Annotated in this window: 16 protein-coding genes; 13 read left to right on the top strand and 3 right to left on the bottom strand. The window is 46.5% G+C overall.

Features of this window, described 5'->3' with window-relative positions:
- The first annotated feature begins 536 nt into the window (after positions 1-536).
- The 9 genes from AC15IQ_RS10905 to AC15IQ_RS10865 all read left to right on the top strand — a co-directional run bounded on the left by AC15IQ_RS10905 (position 537) and on the right by AC15IQ_RS10865 (position 9,526).
- Positions 537-1,115, top strand: a complete 579-nt coding sequence (locus AC15IQ_RS10905) for a thiolase family protein (RefSeq protein ID WP_483179127.1) — start codon at positions 537-539, stop codon at positions 1,113-1,115.
- Entirely contained in the window at positions 1,078-1,710 is a 633-nt protein-coding gene (locus tag AC15IQ_RS10900; RefSeq protein ID WP_483179126.1) for a thiolase C-terminal domain-containing protein, read from the top strand. Before AC15IQ_RS10905 ends, AC15IQ_RS10900 begins: the two co-directional genes overlap by 38 nt.
- Positions 1,711-1,724: 14 nt before the next feature.
- Complete coding sequence (locus tag AC15IQ_RS10895) at positions 1,725-2,135, top strand: Zn-ribbon domain-containing OB-fold protein (RefSeq protein WP_483179124.1); 411 nt, start codon at positions 1,725-1,727, stop codon at positions 2,133-2,135.
- Positions 2,136-2,193: 58 nt separating this feature from the next.
- A complete protein-coding gene (locus AC15IQ_RS10890; protein WP_483179123.1) occupies positions 2,194-3,543 on the top strand; it encodes an acetyl-CoA hydrolase/transferase family protein in 1,350 nt (449 codons plus the stop codon).
- A 607-nt stretch (positions 3,544-4,150) separates the two neighbouring features.
- Positions 4,151-4,432, top strand: a complete 282-nt coding sequence (locus tag AC15IQ_RS10885) for a hypothetical protein (protein WP_483179122.1) — start codon at positions 4,151-4,153, stop codon at positions 4,430-4,432.
- Positions 4,404-5,090 carry a response regulator transcription factor gene (locus AC15IQ_RS10880; protein ID WP_483179121.1) on the top strand — a complete coding sequence of 229 codons (687 nt, stop codon included), beginning with the start codon at positions 4,404-4,406 and terminating at the stop codon, positions 5,088-5,090. Before AC15IQ_RS10885 ends, AC15IQ_RS10880 begins: the two co-directional genes overlap by 29 nt.
- Entirely contained in the window at positions 5,083-6,093 is a 1,011-nt protein-coding gene (locus AC15IQ_RS10875) for a sensor histidine kinase (RefSeq protein ID WP_483179120.1), read from the top strand. Before AC15IQ_RS10880 ends, AC15IQ_RS10875 begins: the two co-directional genes overlap by 8 nt.
- A 155-nt stretch (positions 6,094-6,248) precedes the next feature.
- A complete protein-coding gene (locus AC15IQ_RS10870) occupies positions 6,249-6,932 on the top strand; it encodes an ABC transporter ATP-binding protein (RefSeq protein WP_483179119.1) in 684 nt (227 codons plus the stop codon).
- A complete protein-coding gene (locus AC15IQ_RS10865; RefSeq protein WP_483179117.1) occupies positions 6,929-9,526 on the top strand; it encodes an ABC transporter permease in 2,598 nt (865 codons plus the stop codon). Before AC15IQ_RS10870 ends, AC15IQ_RS10865 begins: the two co-directional genes overlap by 4 nt.
- Before the next feature lie 153 nt (positions 9,527-9,679).
- Here AC15IQ_RS10865 and AC15IQ_RS10860 read toward each other — a convergent pair whose 3' ends face one another.
- The gene (locus AC15IQ_RS10860) at positions 9,680-10,459 is read right to left on the bottom strand and encodes an alpha/beta fold hydrolase (RefSeq protein ID WP_483179116.1); all 780 of its coding nucleotides are present in this window, start codon (positions 10,457-10,459) and stop codon (positions 9,680-9,682) included.
- A 219-nt stretch (positions 10,460-10,678) separates the two neighbouring features.
- Between AC15IQ_RS10860 and AC15IQ_RS10855 the strand changes: the two genes are divergently transcribed.
- From AC15IQ_RS10855 to AC15IQ_RS10845, 3 genes are all read left to right on the top strand, one after another.
- Complete coding sequence (locus AC15IQ_RS10855; RefSeq protein WP_483179114.1) at positions 10,679-11,116, top strand: acyl-CoA thioesterase; 438 nt, start codon at positions 10,679-10,681, stop codon at positions 11,114-11,116.
- Between the two features lie 255 nt (positions 11,117-11,371).
- Entirely contained in the window at positions 11,372-12,085 is a 714-nt protein-coding gene (locus AC15IQ_RS10850; protein ID WP_483179112.1) for an ABC transporter ATP-binding protein, read from the top strand.
- Positions 12,082-13,665 (top strand): putative ABC exporter domain-containing protein, encoded by a 1,584-nt coding sequence (locus AC15IQ_RS10845; protein WP_483179111.1) that lies wholly within the window; start codon positions 12,082-12,084, stop codon positions 13,663-13,665. The genes AC15IQ_RS10850 and AC15IQ_RS10845 overlap by 4 nt, the downstream gene beginning before the upstream one ends.
- A gap of 257 nt (positions 13,666-13,922) precedes the next feature.
- Here AC15IQ_RS10845 and AC15IQ_RS10840 read toward each other — a convergent pair whose 3' ends face one another.
- Both AC15IQ_RS10840 and AC15IQ_RS10835 read right to left on the bottom strand, forming a co-directional pair.
- Entirely contained in the window at positions 13,923-15,530 is a 1,608-nt protein-coding gene (locus AC15IQ_RS10840) for an ABC transporter permease (protein WP_483179109.1), read from the bottom strand.
- Positions 15,520-16,434: an ABC transporter ATP-binding protein gene (locus tag AC15IQ_RS10835; protein WP_483179108.1), complete on the bottom strand. Its 915-nt coding sequence runs from the start codon at positions 16,432-16,434 to the stop codon at positions 15,520-15,522. Before AC15IQ_RS10835 ends, AC15IQ_RS10840 begins: the two co-directional genes overlap by 11 nt.
- A 147-nt stretch (positions 16,435-16,581) precedes the next feature.
- On the opposite strand from AC15IQ_RS10835, the gene AC15IQ_RS10830 reads away from it, so the two are divergent.
- A complete protein-coding gene (locus tag AC15IQ_RS10830) occupies positions 16,582-17,184 on the top strand; it encodes a TetR/AcrR family transcriptional regulator (RefSeq protein WP_483179106.1) in 603 nt (200 codons plus the stop codon).
- The last annotated feature ends 390 nt before the right edge of the window (positions 17,185-17,574 follow it).

Raw genomic sequence — 17,574 nt, 5'->3', positions numbered from 1 at the left:
TGCCTTGAACTTAGCATTGGCAAACCCAATTGCTCATCCGGAAAAGGCCAATCTATAGCCATCCCCAGTCTGACGCAACCATGGCCAGGCAAGATTACCGGGAGAGCCTGCAGATTTGCCTTATGCAGCGGTAAAAAGCAAGGCGGCTGCGCCGCCAGCCATCATATCTATTCCTTTAGAAGGCCCATAGAATGGGCTTTTTGCTGTTGGCACAGATTTTGCTCTTCATAGTGGCAGGGAGAGCCTTTGACCGGAAGGACCTATTGACCGGGATCGGATAAATCAGCAGATGGCTATTGGACTCAGTAAACATCGGCCCTTAATGATGGAACCGAGACCCGGCCATGATTATTGAATAGATTTTTTCGGGCTCTGTTTCAGCACCACAGATCAGAAAGAAGGGGACGCTCGCATCCAGACCATCTACGCGCGAACGTCCGAGGTGATGAAATTGGTCCCACTTATTTGTGCTGTGCAGCCATCCAAAACCATTATTTTTGCCAGGATGAAGACCAATGAAGAGGAGGTAATAAATCATGAGAAGAGTAGCAGTAGTCGGAACTGGACACTCCAAGTTCTGCTTCAATTCACCCAAAACTTCAGTTGAACTGCTGTCCGAGGTGGCTATGGACGCCATCCAGGAAGCCAATCTCACTCCCAAGGACATCCAGGCAGTCAACGTAGGCAACGTTCTCGGCACCTTCGAGGAAGGGCAGGGGATGATACAGTCATTCTTTGCCAACGATATAGGTTGTTTCAACGTGGCGGCGAGCCGCTTTGAAGGGGCTTGCGCTTCCGGCAGTATGGCGGTCAGGGACGCTGTCATGTGGGTGGCATCAGGGTATTATGACATAATGTTGGTGGGTGGGGTGGAGAAGTGCACCGCAATGGGAACCCCCCTTGCAACTCGGACTTTCTCCATGTTCGGGGATGCCCACTATGAATTCCCGGCCGGATTCCTGTTCCCGGCAGTTTTTGCCCTGTTGGCCCATTTGTATGCCAGCAAATATAATATTCCTCTTCCAGTCTCTGGAAGGAGCAGATGGCCGCGGTATCCATTCAGTCCCATGGTATGCCATGAAAACCCCAATGCCCGGATCCGAACTGATAACTAAAGAGGATGTCTTAAATAGTTTTATGGTTTCAACCCCCATCCAGCTGCAGGATGCCTGCCCGTTTTCTGATGGGGCGGCAGCGGTGGTAATCGCTGCAGAGGAGATAGCCAAAAAGTTGACCCCTAAACCGGTCTATTTCGCCGGCATCGGCCAGGCGTCCAGCGGCAAACTCAGTTCGCAGTCCAGATATCTGCCTCGTATCTACGCCCGGGAACTGGCCTGCCAACAATCCTATCGTATGGCCGGCATGACCCCGCAGGATATGGATCTGTGCGAATTGCATGACTGCTTCAGCATCGCTGCCCTGATAGCCGCGGAAGGGCTAGGCTTCTTCGATTTTGGCAAATCAGGTGAGGCGTGGCTTAAGGGCGAGACCAGGATAGGCGGCAAGATACCCATCAATATCTCCGGGGGGTTAAAGGCCAAAGGCCATCCTATCGGTGCTACCGGTGTTTCCCAGCTGGTGGAAGTCACCCGGCAACTGAGGGGAGACATGGTGGAGCAAGGCCGCCAGGTCGAGGGTGCCAAAAATGGCATTATAGACACATTGGGCGGCGACGGGATACTGGTCAGCATGATATTGACCAATCAGTGAGGAGGGTAAGAACTATGGAATATAAACTCACCTTTAAGGACTATAACAAGGCCTTAAAAAAGGATGTACTGCTGGGCTTGAGGTGTAACGACTGCGGCGCCTACACCTGCCCCCCGATGATGGTGTGCAGCCAATGCGCCAGCACCAACTTGGAGATTGTAGAGATGTCCGGCAAAGGTAAGATAGTCACTTTTACCACCTGCAACATCGCCGCTGAGGGACGCGAAAATGAGAATCCCTATACCATTGTGATGGTGGAACTTGATGAAGGCCCATGGATAATGGGCAACCTGGTATCCATGGATCCCAAAAAAGTAACCATGGAGGTCATCGGCAAGTCGGTGCAGGTCGGCCATCGCGTATATCCCGGTGACAAGTATTCTCCACAACCCATGGCCCGGCCGGCCTTCTGCATTATTGCGTAGGGTCTGAGGGGCTATGACCGTGACGTAAACGAGGGTTAATATTAAGGAGGGTATGAATATGTGGAAAAAGGAATATCAGGCCAAACTTATCTCCATCCAAGAAGCGGCCCAGAAGGTCGAATCGGGAGATGTGGTCGGCACCGCGCTGGCCATTGGCTCAGGATCGCCGGACATCTTCAACGCCATCCTGGACCGGTGGCAAGAATTGAAAGGGGTAAAGATATTAGATACCATAGGACTATATCCTTTCAAATTCCAGGATCCAGAGTATATGCTGCCACTGGACGGCCATATCAACTATATGCCAGGATTCAGCATCGCAACTGGCCGGCGCATGAACACTACCAAGCAAGCGGAATTTTACCCGGTTATGAGCTCCGACCTGGCTGATAAGGTGTGGCACAGAGCGGACGTATTTATCACCCAAGTGACCCCACCTAATTCAGCCGGGTATGTCAATCTGGGGCTGACTAACTTCTATACCCTGGATACCATCCGGAAGGGCCGTGCATCCGGCAAGCAGCGCGTTACCATCGGCGAAGTCAACGACCAGATGCCGGTGATCTATGGGAATAATTGGATGCATATCTCCGAATTTGACTATTTCGTGGAAAACTCCACCAAAATACCAACCTTTGGCCGGGGCACCCCGACCGAAACAGACAAAGCCATAGCCGGGTATGTGCTGGACCTTATAGAAGATGGTGATACTATACAGATGGGCATCGGGGGGATACCAGAAGCGGTGGTATGCGGCCTGGAGGGCAAAAAAGACCTGGGTGTCCTGACCGAAATGTTCCCCATTGGATTGCCTCAGCTGGTGGCACAAGGCATTGTAACCAACACACGTAAACCTTTTCACCAGGGTGTTACCGTGGCCACATTCTGCATGGGTGACGAAGAAATGTACAGATACGTTGAGCAAAACCCAGCCTGCGAATTCTATCCTTCATCATACACTAATAACCCATTCTTCATCGCCCAGCATCCTAACATGGTGGCTATGAACATGGCTTTGATGGTGGATCTGAGCGGGCAGATCAATTCCGAGGGGGTGGGCCATACCCAGATCAGCGGCTCAGGCGGGCAGTTGGATTTCATGATTGGCTCCTTCTGGTCGCAAGGGGGCAAGGGGATTACCCTGTTATATTCAGCCAGGAAAATGAAAGATGGTTCACTATCCTCCGCAATAGTGCCCGAGCTTCCCATAGGCTCGCCAGTCACCGTGCCTCGCACTTACGCCCAGTATGTAGTCACCGAATACGGGGTTGCCAACCTGCGCTATAAATCCAGAACAGAACGCGCCAAGGAGCTGATCGCGGTGGCTCATCCCGACCTGCGCGGTGAGCTTTATGCAAGCCTGAAGAAAAACTTCTTCCCGTTTGCCAGTATGGCAAGTATAAAATAGGGTGCAGGGGATTCTAATCCAAAGCCATAAATGCTTGGTCAATCAACAACGGAAGTCTAAAAGGCTGATGGCCAGGTATTCAGGATATGGTGGTTTCAGGTGCCTGGATGCACTTGTACAACCGAAATGGCCTGGCTTTTCAGCCTTCTTTTGCTTCCCAGTGTCTCAGGGAAGGGATTATGTGCAGGTTTGTGACATGGGGCAGAGTTCCAGATACCTGGATTCGGTTTTTTTGTAAAGGACAATGCTCTATTCCAGTTCCAAGGTAATACAAGACAATATTATTGATGCTTTAAAACAGGAGAATATCTGATAATGAGCCAATCAAACCAGGTGAGGCAGGGGAACAGTGTCGATGTGACTTGAGCCGAGGGATCGAAGTTGGCGCCCGGGATAAGTCTGGTTTGGCATTTTTGGTATTAACCAGTGGGAGAAGCAGAAACCCATCAATCGTAATAAAAGTGCAAGATATTACAGTACCATTGCATAACCATTTTAGAGGACAACTAACCTGATACTGGGATTATAACCGCCAAGTGTATCAGTCTCTGAAAGTGGCCTGGGGAAGTGGGGCAAATAACGTTAGCTCCTTTTTTAGACTGCCTGAGTGCGACTTCAACCAATTGTCGTGGTATTCTTAGGCATTAACCGCATCAAACAAAAGCTATCAGATATGCTCCAGGATCGTGTGAATGTGGGGTGCCAGCTGTACTTACATGGCAAAGCCTCCAAGATAATCGTTAGCGGTGACCATAGCCGCAAAGACTATGATGAAGTCAACACTATGAAGGATTTTCTTAGCGTAAGGGCGCACCCCGAAAAGATATTTTTATGGACCATTCTGGAAAAGGTTGAAGCACATGACCAAAATTCTGCTGGCAGAAGATGATAAAACCATAGCCGCTGGGATCGAGTATTCTCTTATGCAAGAGGGATTTTCTACGCTGCTGTGCTATGATTTCAAATCAGCGCAAAAAGTCCTGTCTGAAGAAATGCACCATATTGATTTGTGCCTGTTTGATTTATCCCTGCCGGATGGAAGCGGCTATGAGCTGTGCAAGTTTGTTAAACAGCGCAGTGATATGCCGGTGATTTTTTTAACCGCCATTGATGATGAGGTTAACGTAGTAATGGGACTTGATATGGGAGCAGATGATTATATTATCAAGCCTTTTCGTATCCGGGAGCTTATTTCAAGAATAAAATCGGTTTTACGCCGCTATCAAAAACAAGGCCAGGGCAAAAGCATCATCGAGATAGATGATGTTATGATTAACACCTTGGAAGGAAAGGTCTATAAAAATAACCGTGAAATCACCCTGACTGCTCTGGAGTACCGCATACTGCTCATATTCGCCAACCACATCGGACAGGTTCTGTCCAGAAATCAGCTATTAGAGCAGATATGGGATATAGCCGGCGACTTTGTAAACGATAATACCTTAACGGTATATATAAAAAGACTAAGGGAAAAGCTGGAAAATGATCCACAGCACCCAGCCCTGATTAAAACAGTACGCGGTTTGGGATACAAGGTTGGTGAGTAAACTGCTGCGTAATAAAGAGATTCAAAGATTATTAATGGTAATGGGCCTGATTAATGCGGCAGCAACTGTTGTTGCTGCATTCATTTCTCCTTGGGCTGCACTGCTGGTCTTTTTGTCCGGTAGTTTGATAACGGGCTGCAGCTGGATTTATACCAGATGGAGATATGGAGAAATAGCCAGGCTCTCAAGGTATCTGCGCCAAATCAGTGGAGGTGATTACTCCCTCGATATCCGGGACAATCAGGAAGGGGAGCTTAGCATATTAAAAAACGAGATTTATAAGGTTACTTTAATGCTGTCAGAGCAGAACTCCCTGCTGCAGTATGAAAAGCTACGCCTAACTGATGCCATTGCAGATATATCCCATCAGCTCAAGACTCCATTGACCTCCATGATGGTAATGGCTGATTTGCTAAGCGATGCTAGACTGCCCGAAGCCAAAAGAATCGAATTCACCCATATGATCCGGGTGCAGCTGGAACGCATTGAATGGCTCTTGGCTTCATTATTGAAATTGGCCCGGATTGACGCCGGAACGGTAGTTTTTAAGCAAGATGTGATAATGGTGAGTCAGCTTGTTCAAAAGGCCTTGGAGCCGGTCTTGATCCCCATGGATATAAAAGAGCAAACCTTCACCATCAGCGGAGATGATAAGGTTTCTTTTCAGGGGGATATCAAATGGACCACTGAGGCTTTGATCAATATTCTGAAAAACTGTGTGGAACATACCCCCGAAGGCGGGGTTATTTCGGTTTCATTTGCGGAAAATGCGCTGTTTACAGAAATAATCATCACCGATAATGGAGCAGGAATTCCTAAAGAGGATTTACCCCATATTTTCCAACGCTTTTATAAAGGGAAGAATGCCGCTGAGGATAGCATTGGTATCGGGCTGGCCATGGCTCACAGCATCGTTTCCGCTCAAAATGGAACCATCGAAGTAATAAGCAAGGGGGACCAGGGCACCCAATTTATTATAAAGTTTTATCGGCAAATGATTTAACTTAAATCAGGGGGGAGAGTTCGAGCTGACACCAGCTGCTTATACTGACCCATCTCCTGGCTTTCAAAGTGACTAAATAGTTATATTACAGTCACTTGTTTGTCATTTTGGACAGATATACTGTACCCAGCATCACAAAATGGAGGTTTTATAACTTGGAAATCTTGAAGATAGAAAATCTGTCTAAAATCTATGGTAGGGGGGAGACAGCTGTAAAAGCCCTGGATGAGGTCAGCTTTTCGGTTAGAAGAGGCGAATTCATCGCCGTTGTCGGCCCTTCCGGATCAGGCAAATCTACGCTCTTGCATCTGTTGGGCGGAGTGGACCGGCCTACCAGCGGCAGGGTGATGGTGGACAACACTGACATATACCGCCTCAACGAGACTCAGCTGGCCATTTTTAGACGCCGGCAAATTGGCCTGGTTTATCAGTTTTACAATTTGATTCCGGTGTTGACGGTGGAAGAAAATATTGCTCTGCCATTGCTGCTTGATGGTCATCAGGTCGATAAAGAGCATTTCAACAATATTGTTAACACCCTAGATCTGCAAAACCGATTGTCTTATCTGCCCAATCAGCTTTCCGGCGGTCAGCAGCAGCGGGTTTCCATTGGCAGAGCCTTGATCAATAATCCTGCATTGATGCTGGCTGACGAACCCACCGGCAACCTGGACAGCAAGAACAGCCATGAGATCGTTGACCTACTTAAAATGTTTAACAAAACCCATAAGCAAACCCTGATCATCATCACCCATGATGAACGAATTGCCTTACAAGCGGACCGAATCATCTCCATCGAGGACGGCCGAATTGCCCGGGATGAGGTGATTCGCCCATGAATATCGTAAACCTGCTTACTTTAAGAAATTTACAGCAGAACCGCAGACGGACCCTGGTTACCATCGTGGGTGTTATCATCTCTGTAGCGATGGTAACGGCGGTGGCGACTTTGGGCATATCCTTTATGGATTTGCTGCAGAGAGCTGCTATCGCCAGGGATGGGGAATGGCATGTCTTGTATAAAGATGTAAATCAACAGCAATTACAGGCGATCAAGCATGATGCACAAACAAAAACCCTCATCATATCCAGGGATCGCGGCTATGCTCTTTTGGAAGGAAGCCAAAATAGAAACCGACCTTATCTGTTTATAACGGAATACAACCCCCAGGGTTTTGAGCAGTTTCCCATCGAATTGACCGGTGGGCGTCTGCCGCAGGCCAAGGGCGAAATTGTTATCTCAGAGGAAATCGCCCAGAGCGCCAAGGTAAACTATCAGATTGGCGATCAACTTGTGCTGGATATCGGTCAGCGTCTTAAGGCTGAAGGCAATGAAGAGGTCCTAACTCAGAAGGCACCGTTACAGAGAAACGAAAACGGTGAGTTTGCTGCCGAGAAGATTATAAATAAAACTACCCAGAGCTACACAGTAGTGGGTACTATAGCCCGTCCGACCTGGGAACCCACCTGGGCCCCGGGGTATACCATTATCGGCTATGTTGACGAGAAGATGGTAACCGCAGATGATCCCGCCAATGGCCTGGTGGTTTTGAATAAAGTGAAAAGATCACTCTACAGCCATGCCCGGGATCTGGCCGTAGATAATAACATTGCCAACGTAGATTTCAACAATTCCTTGCTGCGCTATCACGGTGTAACCGATATCGATTCCCTGCACAAGACCCTTTACTCTCTGATCGCCATTATTATGACCATAACTGTAGTAGGTTCAGTGGCATTAATCTATAATGCGTTTGCTATCTCAGTTGCTGAACGCTCCCGCTATCTAGGCATGTTCTCCAGTGTAGGGGCAACCAGACGCCAGAAAAGGAACTCGGTATTTTTTGAGGGAGCAGTAATAGCCCTGATAAGCATCCCCATAGGAATCTTATGCGGTCTGGGCGGCCTGGCCATTACCTTCTGGTTTATCAACCCCATATTACAGGGGGGATTAGGGGTATCTGAACCGTTCACGGTGGTAGTAACCCCTATGACAATACTGGGGGCTGGGGTTATATCCCTGTTGACTATCTTCATTTCTACCTATTGGCCAGCCAAACGGGCCTCTAATATCTCGGCTATCGATGCCATCAGACAATCAATGGATATTCGGCTCACCCCCAAGGCAGTCAAATCTTCTCCGCTTATTCGTAGACTTTTCGGATTTGAAGCTGAAATCGGCTTAAAAAATCTAAGAAGGAACCGGCGCAGGTACCAGGCCACCGTATTATCGTTGGTAATAAGCATAGTGCTGTTTTTAACAGTCTCATTTTTTACCGACAATCTAATAAAATCAGCGGAACTGTCCCGGGATGGGATCAATTTTGATATCCAGGTTACCCTGCCGGGGGAAAGTGCTGAAAAGGATTATAAGCTAGCCCAGTCTATTGCCGGCCTGAATAATGTAACAGAATATTCGATAGTAAAAGACTTGACTTTAAATTCATGGTTAGATGAAAAATCCATTGCCGGGGAATTGCAAGCAAGAGTACGGGAAGATAAGCAAATGCTTAAGAACGGGAAATACCCATATTATATCGATATACATGCGCTGGAGGAGAAGAGTCTGAAGGATTATGCTGAGATGGTCGGCGCCGATTATGATCAGCTTACAAACCCCCATGAATTATCCGGAATTGTAATTGATAAAATCTCCTATCAGGATTATGATGCCAGAAAATTTATTGAGACTAGGGCTATACAGACGGAAATCGGCCAAAAAATAGAACTGCACCATATTGATAGGGATTCGGCCCAAGAAACCTATTTAAATCAGCTGCAAATTGCTTCATTTACCGATCAAGTCCCAATGGGTGTTTTTACTGCTGGACTGGGTGGACTGACTGTTATTGTATCGGAACAAGTGATGGATGAGTTGCTTGCCCAGGGCATAACTGCTGACACCCGACTTTTGCTTAATAGTACTGACCCCATGGCAACCCAACATCAGATTGAGGAACTGCCGGAGAGCAATCTGAGTATCTACAATGTGTATCAGCAAAGACAGCAAGAAGAGCAGATAATTTTACTGATATCGGTTTTTACCTACGGGTTTATTGTTTTGATCACGGCAATTTGTATTGCCAATATCTTTAATACCATCTCCACCAGCATTGCCCTGCGAAAAAGGGAATTCGCCATGCTCAAATCGGTCGGCATGACTCCACAGGGTTTTGGCAAAATGTTAAATTACGAGAGTATCTTCTACGGCATTAAGTCTCTGCTTTATGGACTGCCGCTTAGTGTAATGGTAATGTATTTGATCTACCGATCTATGATGTACAGTTTTAGCTATGGATTGGAACTGCCCTGGAGTAGTCTGGGTTATGTCATTGTCATCGTATTTATTATCGTAGGTGCAGCAATGCTCTATTCCAGTTCCAAAGTAAAACAAGATAATATTATCGATGCCTTGAAACAGGAGAATATCTGATAATGAGCCAATCAACCCAGCTGAGGCAGGGAAACGGAGGGAATGCTTTAAGCCCTGCTGGGAAGATTCCAGTAACCCCCATGCATATGCTCTTCAGTTTGAAAAATGCGGATATAGGCGGCGTTTTTTCCTGGAAAACGGGAACTCCAATGCTTACTGGGATAGACTGCTTAAAAATAGGTCGATAGCCTGGTTAACAGCTTGAGGGTTATCTAAATTGGTGGCATGGTGAGCCCGAGGGATTACCACCAACTGAGATGCGGTAATATTCCGGTGCATGAATACTTGCTGACGCATGGTCAGCACATCATGGTCCCCAATTAATAACAGAGTAGGGGCATGTACTTTTCGCAGATCATGTTTGCTTTCCATGCGGGTAACTGCATCCCAGAGACGAACCCAATTATTATGGGGAATCATTGCAAAAGCTTCTTCTATGTAAGCCTTAATCTTAGGATTGAACTTGCCAAGCATCTGTGCCTGTAATTTTGCTAAAGTAGGTATAGCAATGAAACGAGTCGATATCCGGTTAATCGGCACTGCCATCATTTCGTACAGGTTGAAAGTGTTGCTGCAGGGTGTTCCTATCAATATTAATGCCATGACCCGTTGAGGGTAGCGGATGGCGGTCTGTAAGGAAATATGTCCGCCCATGGATAGGCCGCACAAAACCGCTTGCTGGATGCCCAAATGATCAAGCAGTCCGATGAGGTCGCCGCTGAAATCTTCCGAATCAACTTTACCGGGCGGCAGCGATGAATAGCCATGTCCCCGAACATCCCAGACGATAACCCGGTGGCTTTTAGCAAAATGCTCAATTTGTGGCCCCCATTGCTTGTGATTCCAGGAGGCACCATGGGTAAAAACGATTGGGGTGCCAATACCAATCTGCTCGTAGTATATTATGGCTCCGTTGTTTTCAAACTCAGGCATATTTTAATTTTATCCATTATTAGAACAGTTTATCGATAACAATCGAAGTTTACGCCTGGGATAGGTCTGGTTTTGCAATGTGCAATGCGGTGGCATCGGGTGCCGCGTTACTTCTGGTGGTTGCAATTATACTTAATACCATTACATTGCTGGTGTATAAGGGGAAAGACAACCGATCTGAAAGTAAATAACCAAATACTGTTGTATGGAGGCAAACTGATGGGAAAGATAGGGCATAAAACGGAAATCCGGGTAATATATGCTGACACCGACGCGATGTCAGTAGTATACCACGGCAACTATTTCAAATGGTTTGAAGTGGGCAGGACAGAATTATTGAGAAATATAGGCTTTCCGTACCGTCGTTTGGAACAAGAAGGGGTAATGCTCCCTGTTGTCGAGTGCGGCTGCAAGTATATCAAACCGGCTGTATACGATGACCTGCTGGAGATAACCGCTGTTATTGAGGAAGTAAAAGCCGCTACTTTTATAATAGAATATGAAATATGCCGAAAAGGTACAGGAGAGCGCCTGGTAACTGGTTTCACCAGACATGCGGTTACCAACCACAACTTGAAGCCGGTTCGATTAAGGGTTGCTGCTCCTGATCTGTATAAACTATTATTCAATAATGATAATGAAAACCTGATTTCGTGATTTGTAGGAGTAATGTGTAGGATCAGAAACAAGTAGGTGAGCTATATCAGCCTTATCTTTAGGCTGCTGGATTGCTGGGCCAAAATGCTATAGTAAAAATCAAAATAAGGCTATTATTGGAGATGATAATAAACTGGGAATACTATTTCTTATTCTAACACTGCCATTTATTGTTTTAGCCATGACAAATCAAAGCTTCTTTGGCTGGGCATACACTAGTTGCTCATGGTTGCTACCAAGTAAGGAGATTCATAGGTGATTGAAGTCCAGAACATGACCAAGAAATACGGCAAGCTAGTAGCCAATGACAACCTAAACCTATCCGTGGGCAAGGGACAGCTGGCCGTACTGCTCGGCCCCAACGGCGCAGGCAAATCAACCCTGATTAAGGCTGTTTGCGGCCTGTTGCGTTTCCAAGGTGTAATTACCATCAACGGGCATGATAATCATACGGTGGAAGCGAAACGAATTTTGGGATATGTACCGGAGTTCCCCGTATTGTACCCGATGTTGACGGTGTCGGAGCATTTGGAGTTCATTGCCAAAGCGTACCGGTTGGAGGCCTGGGAGGAAAGAGCAGAGGTATTGCTGCGCCGCTTTGAGCTGGAAGATAAAAAAATGAAGTTGGGTAAAGAACTTTCCAAAGGAATGCAGCAAAAGGTCAGTGTCTGCTGTGCGCTTCTGCCCCAGCCCCAAGCCGTCATTATGGATGAACCGCTGGTGGGGCTTGACCCGCATGGAATCCGAGAATTAAAAGCGGTTATTGCTAAGTTGCGGGACAGCGGCTGTGCTCTTATTATCAGCACCCATATGATCGAAAGCGTGGAGGAAGACTGGGATGTGACCTACATCATGGTCAAAGGCCGCATCGCACGCGTTTGCCGTCGCACCGACCTTGCGATTGGGCAAAGCCTGGAAGATGTATATTTCAACATCACAGAAGGAAAAACCGGGGAGGCCACGCCATGAACAGTCTGGTTTTTCTGCTGCTAAGAAGCGCCAAGAACACCCTGCTGGAGCTGCGGCGGAAACCGGCCAAGCTGCTGTTATGGGTGCTTGTGATCGCAGGGATTGGCGGTATTTTTATTCTTTCCCTGTTTACCCGCCAAAGCACAGCCGGTTCACTTGATCTAGTCTGGCTCAAAGGCCTCCTGTTCGTATTCATTCTAATTTTTGTCGTGACCGCGATTCAAAAGGGCCTAGCCAACGGAGACGTCATTTTCGACATGAATGATGTTAATTTGCTGTTTGTTTCACCGGTTAGCTCCCGTATGATCCTGATGTACGGCATCGTACGCATGGCGAAAATGGCTTTTCTGGCGGGCTTTTTTATCCTGTTCCAAAGCAATTCCCTCAGCGTTGGCTTTGGGGTAGGTTTTGAGGGGGTGCTCCTGGTTCTGCTCGGGTTTATATTGGCTGTCGGAGTCCTCCAAATTATGTCCCTCCTGATTTACAGCCTGACCAACGGGAGACCGAGGCGGAAATTGATGGTTCGTGTGCTTGCCGTTCTGGCCTTTCTCCCGCTTTTAGCTTATACCGGCCTGCAGCTTATCAAAATGGATGATCTTCTTCTAGCCCTGGAAAGCGTTTTGGGTTCACCCTTGGTAGATTGGACGCCGGTGGCGGGATGGGCGTCGGCAGGGGTTTTAGCTCTTATTGCCGGCGATATGGTTAAGGGAGTCTTATTTTTAGGGCTGTTGGTGCTGTCTGGAGTGGCGCTGATCCTCTATATTGCCTTGAGCAATCCCGATTATTATGAAGACGTATTGGTTGCTACAGAAACCGCATTTGAGAGAAAGCGCGTTCTGGCCGAAGGGCAGATCAACCCGGAAGCCTCATCGACGAAGAAAGTTAAGGTTGCCCAAACCGGTATCGGCGGTCGGGGAACCAGCGCCATTTTTTATAAGCACCTGCGGGAATCCTTTCGTGCCAATCAGCTCGGGCTTTGGGGCATGTCATCCATCATTATGGTATTAGGCGCGGCCCTGTTTTCTTGGTTTATGCGCGATGGGGAGGGCGGGATTCTAGTTTTGCTGCAAATTCTGATGTGGATTCAGATTGGCATGATTGGAACCGGGCGGGGCTTGAAAGAGCTTTATATGCATTACATCTACCTGATTCCTGAAGGTTCTTTTCAGAAAATTGTCTGGAGCAACCTGGAAATAGTGTTTAAGGTACTGGTGGAAAGCATGGCTATTTTCGGCATCGCAGGCCTGATCATGGGCGAGCCGATTGGGCTGATTCTTGCGGCCAATTTGGTTTACACCCTGTTTTCATTTCTATTGCTGGGCATCAACTATCTCTTCCTGCGCTGGACGGGTGCGGATATCAGTGCCGGACTCCTGATTTTCATTTACACCATAGCCGTAATAGTTATTATGCTGCCCGGCCTGATTGCCGCCATTGTCATTGGCGGTATGTTTCAGGCAAGCGGCGTGCTGATCGGACTTGTGGTGCTGGCTTTATGGGAATTGCTGGCTGCACTTGGCTGCTTCGCACTGTCCAAGGGTGTTTTGCACCATTCGGATATGCCGGTACTGAAGGTGTGACGCGGAAGCAGGGAGACGTTCTTTTTATACGAAAATGACTTACACCATCTTTCATGAACCCTGTTATCTGAGCATGAAATCAATTACCCTGGGACCAGCAATAAGCAAATACGTACCAACACTTCAAGACCCATAGATACCGTAAAACATAAAACATGTAAAAGTTCAATCGACCTTAAGAAGATATAGTAAGCCACAATTCATGGTTGCCTGGATAAAATTGCGGACCCTGGAGGAAAACCTGATGAGCAGGATTGCTATATGGGTGTCAATATATCTCTATTTCTAAATCCCAGCAAACCAATCCCTGTCAATAATACTGAAATACAAACCAAGCAGACCAGTGGAAACAGCGGCAGATGTGCAATATCAATGGTATAGTGGACATAACTAAAGGGGGAAATCTGCAGCAGTGACCAATCTACTATCTGCGCTTCCCAGCCAAGTTCCAGCAAAATAAACGCTAACCAGGCAACCCAGGATAGTGATGTTACTCGAGGCCATAAGCCATATAATAAAGCAGTTACACCTAGTAGTATCCATACAGGTGGTATTTTGGAAACATTCATAAGAAAGATATTCCAGAAGCCGTTACTTAAATCACTGCTAACCAAGCCATAGGTCAGTCCACCGGCAATGCCCATTGCTAGCAGTAGTCCAGCCGAACATAGTGCTGTTACGATCAAATGGCTGCACATCCAACCAGTCCGGCTGATTTGTTTATCTACCAGTAATTCTGCTCTGCCTTCATTTTCTTCACTTTTAATGAGCAGCACAGAACTCATGGCGTAGACAGCCACGGCAAGTGAAGCCAGATAAATGGTGATACTTATAAAGACATAGCCCAAACCTGCCTGTTCAGTCCAGTCTGTACCACCAAGGCTGGACAGCCAACCGCTTATTCCACCGGATTGGGCCAAACCAGGTGAGAAGGCGGAAAACACAATTATATATAATAAGATACAAATCATCCAGCCGAAAAAACCTTTTTTATGTAGTTTCCATGCCAAGGCAAAAGTGCTGGAGAAATGAGGATCTGCTTCCGAAGGTCCGGGACGGGACGGAAGAACACCTGCCCCCAAATCTCTTCGGGTTGATAATACGTAAGAAATCACTATAGGCACAGCTGCCATAGCAGTAAAGTACATCAAACTCCAGCCATAGTTTCCAGCAAAAGGCCTGGTTACTCGCTGCCAAGCCATAGGACTGATCCATTTCAACACGGTATCTCCGCCTCCAGCGTTATTCAAAATCATCATTATGATTCCCAGACCAGCAACGGCAAGACCAATTCCTTTAGCGCTTCCGCTGTTTTCCCGCAACTGAACACCTAAAGAACCTATGCCGGCAAAAAAACAACCACTGGCCGACATGGTTGCTCCAAACACAAATGAACCGGCTACTTCACCTCCAAGGGCAATTACACTTAAGGCAATCAACACTCCTGACACCAAGTTTCCGGCGATAGTTAAGCTCAATGCAGCAGTCATGCTGGCGTAAGGGCCAACTTCGTAAGCTCGAATCAGCTCGCTGCGACCTGTTTCTTCATCTGTACGTGTATGACGAATAACTGTAAGCAGGCTGCCAATGGCCAAAACAAGTGCCATTTGTGAAGCACCCCTCCAAACCATAGCCCCCGCAAGATCAAAGGACATGACCGGACCCAGAATCGCAGAAACCAAAGGATCTTTATCAAATTCATTTAAAACACTATACATTCCCTGGTCTGCCATAGCGGAAAAAGTAGCTGCTACAAATAAACCGAGAATTGCAGGCAGCACTATCCAGAGAGGGAGCCAAAATCGATCCCTGCGAAGAAAAAGTTTAAAAAGCGCTCTAGTACCTGTAAATGCACTAAGCTTCATCTCTTTTGGCCTCCTTTTCACGAGTATCGTCACCATAATGACGCATGAACAGTTCCTCCAAGCTAGGCGGTTCAACCGTTAAGGATTTGATTTTCAAGGGTAGGAGAAAGCGCAGAATTTCTGTCATGGCCTGAGAATCAGCAGAAAACCGGTATTTGCGGCCATCCTGAACTACATCATAAATTCCAGGCACCTCGTTCAATCCTTTGGCTTCATGCTCAGTGGTCACACTTACGGTAGTACGGGTAAGATGCCGAAGATCATGTAAAGCTCCTGATTCGACGATCTGCCCTTGCCGAATAATACTTACCCGGTCGCAAAGGGCCTCTACTTCGGAGAGGATATGACTAGAAAGAAACACCGTCTTGTCCGAGTTCTTTACTTCCGCTACGCATTCTTGAAAAACCATTTCCATCAGGGGATCCAGGCCTGAGGTAGGCTCATCCAGAAGATACAGTTCCGCATCACAAGAAAATGCTGCCACCAAAGCAACCTTCTGGCGGTTTCCTTTGGAATAGGTTCGGCTTTTCTTGGTGGGATCAAGCTGAAAGCGCTCCAGAAGCTGTTTTTTTCGAGATATATTAAGCCCTCCATGCAGCCGTCCCAGAAAATCTATTATCTCCCCTCCGGATAAATCAGGCCACAGGGTAACATCACCAGGGACATATGCAATTTTGCGATGGAGCCTCACTGCATCCTTCCACGGGTCTCCTCCGAGCAATATTACTTTTCCAGATGTTTTCTTCAAAATCCCTAACAGGATGCGGATCGTTGTAGACTTCCCGGCACCGTTAGGACCAATAAATCCATGCACCTCTCCCTGTTCAACTGTAAGATCGATTCCCTTTAAAGCCTGGGTGGCACCAAAGGATTTGGTCAGCTGTTGAATATCAATTACATTCATATAAAATCCCCCGGTTAGTTTTATAGTATTATATATGTATTCTATAAAACTATAATAAATCGGCTCACAGTATTTGTCAATAAGTTTTGTAGTTTTACATTGACTAACTATAAAACTTTTAGTATGATTTCGATGAGGTGAAAAAATATGAATGGATACGAACGCAGAACAGAGCTAAAAAAAGATAAAATACGAACTGCTGCTCTAGAACTATTTTGCAAATACGGCCCGGATAAAACTAGCATAAATGAAATTGCTCAAAAGGCAGGGGTTTCCCCAGCCAGTATTTTTAATTATTTCGGCAGCAAAGAAGGCCTTATGAAAGATACAATCATTGCCTTGCTAGATAGCAGTTGGAAATTAAGGGAGGCACTGTGGGCAAGCGAACTGCCATTTCCTGAATTGTTGAAGCGCACAGTAACAATGAAAAATGATTTCTTTGACAAATTAGACCTTAATAATTTCTTGGCTTTGTTGAATTCTAATCCGGAGATAAAAAAACACATTGATGACTTTAACCAAAAAAAATACCCTCAGATTGTAGCAAAATTCATTGAAAAAGGCCGTAGGGAGGGGTATATACGCAAAGAGATCTCATTTGAGGCCGCGATCATCTACCTGACAATGTATCAGGACGTGCTACAGGAGCCTGAAATGCAAAAAAGAATAAATAACGAATTGTTAAAGGAATTACTGGATTTGATGATATATGGCCTGGCAGGACAGCCTATCGATGATAAGATGGAGTAAGTCACATCCAAAATAATGTATTAGTTTAAAAACATGGAACGTCCATTTTGATAAACTGTCTCATAGACGTTCTATTTGTTTTAGATAGCTGTAGCGCATCTTTTATGGGTATCATAGTCTGGCAATCCGGAATACCCTTGCTTGTTTCCCCGCTTCCGCACCAACCTCATACCACTCATGGCATGCGATAAGGCCTTTTTACTGAATGGTTGGAAATTTCATTTTGTTATAATTAAATGAAGAATCCTAATTAACCAATTGCCCAACTTTAACGGAGGTATGGAATGGGCACACTAGGGGATCGCGGGAGCAGTTTCCACTTCTTTTGCTGAAAGATATATCTCTTATTTGGCATAAAACTAATAACTTGATCGATCTAGGGATGGAACG

The sequence above is a fragment of the Syntrophomonas sp. DTU019 genome, assembly GCA_913757435.1.
Taxonomy (GTDB): Bacteria; Bacillota; Syntrophomonadia; order Syntrophomonadales; family Syntrophomonadaceae; genus DTU019.
The sequence above is the reverse complement of the archived record's forward strand: the minus strand, read 5'-3'. Positions and strand labels throughout refer to the sequence as shown.

Coding starts and splice junctions, on each gene's coding strand:
- AC15IQ_RS10905 (WP_483179127.1), top strand. CDS start 537: ATGAGAAGAGTAGCAGTAGTCGGAACTGGACACTCCAAGTTCTGCTTC.
- AC15IQ_RS10900 (WP_483179126.1), top strand. CDS start 1,078: ATGAAAACCCCAATGCCCGGATCCGAACTGATAACTAAAGAGGATGTC.
- AC15IQ_RS10895 (WP_483179124.1), top strand. CDS start 1,725: ATGGAATATAAACTCACCTTTAAGGACTATAACAAGGCCTTAAAAAAG.
- AC15IQ_RS10890 (WP_483179123.1), top strand. CDS start 2,194: ATGTGGAAAAAGGAATATCAGGCCAAACTTATCTCCATCCAAGAAGCG.
- AC15IQ_RS10880 (WP_483179121.1), top strand. CDS start 4,404: ATGACCAAAATTCTGCTGGCAGAAGATGATAAAACCATAGCCGCTGGG.
- AC15IQ_RS10865 (WP_483179117.1), top strand. CDS start 6,929: ATGAATATCGTAAACCTGCTTACTTTAAGAAATTTACAGCAGAACCGC.
- AC15IQ_RS10860 (WP_483179116.1), bottom strand. CDS start 10,459: ATGCCTGAGTTTGAAAACAACGGAGCCATAATATACTACGAGCAGATT.
- AC15IQ_RS10855 (WP_483179114.1), top strand. CDS start 10,679: ATGGGAAAGATAGGGCATAAAACGGAAATCCGGGTAATATATGCTGAC.
- AC15IQ_RS10845 (WP_483179111.1), top strand. CDS start 12,082: ATGAACAGTCTGGTTTTTCTGCTGCTAAGAAGCGCCAAGAACACCCTG.
- AC15IQ_RS10840 (WP_483179109.1), bottom strand. CDS start 15,530: ATGAAGCTTAGTGCATTTACAGGTACTAGAGCGCTTTTTAAACTTTTT.
- AC15IQ_RS10835 (WP_483179108.1), bottom strand. CDS start 16,434: ATGAATGTAATTGATATTCAACAGCTGACCAAATCCTTTGGTGCCACC.
- AC15IQ_RS10830 (WP_483179106.1), top strand. CDS start 16,582: ATGAATGGATACGAACGCAGAACAGAGCTAAAAAAAGATAAAATACGA.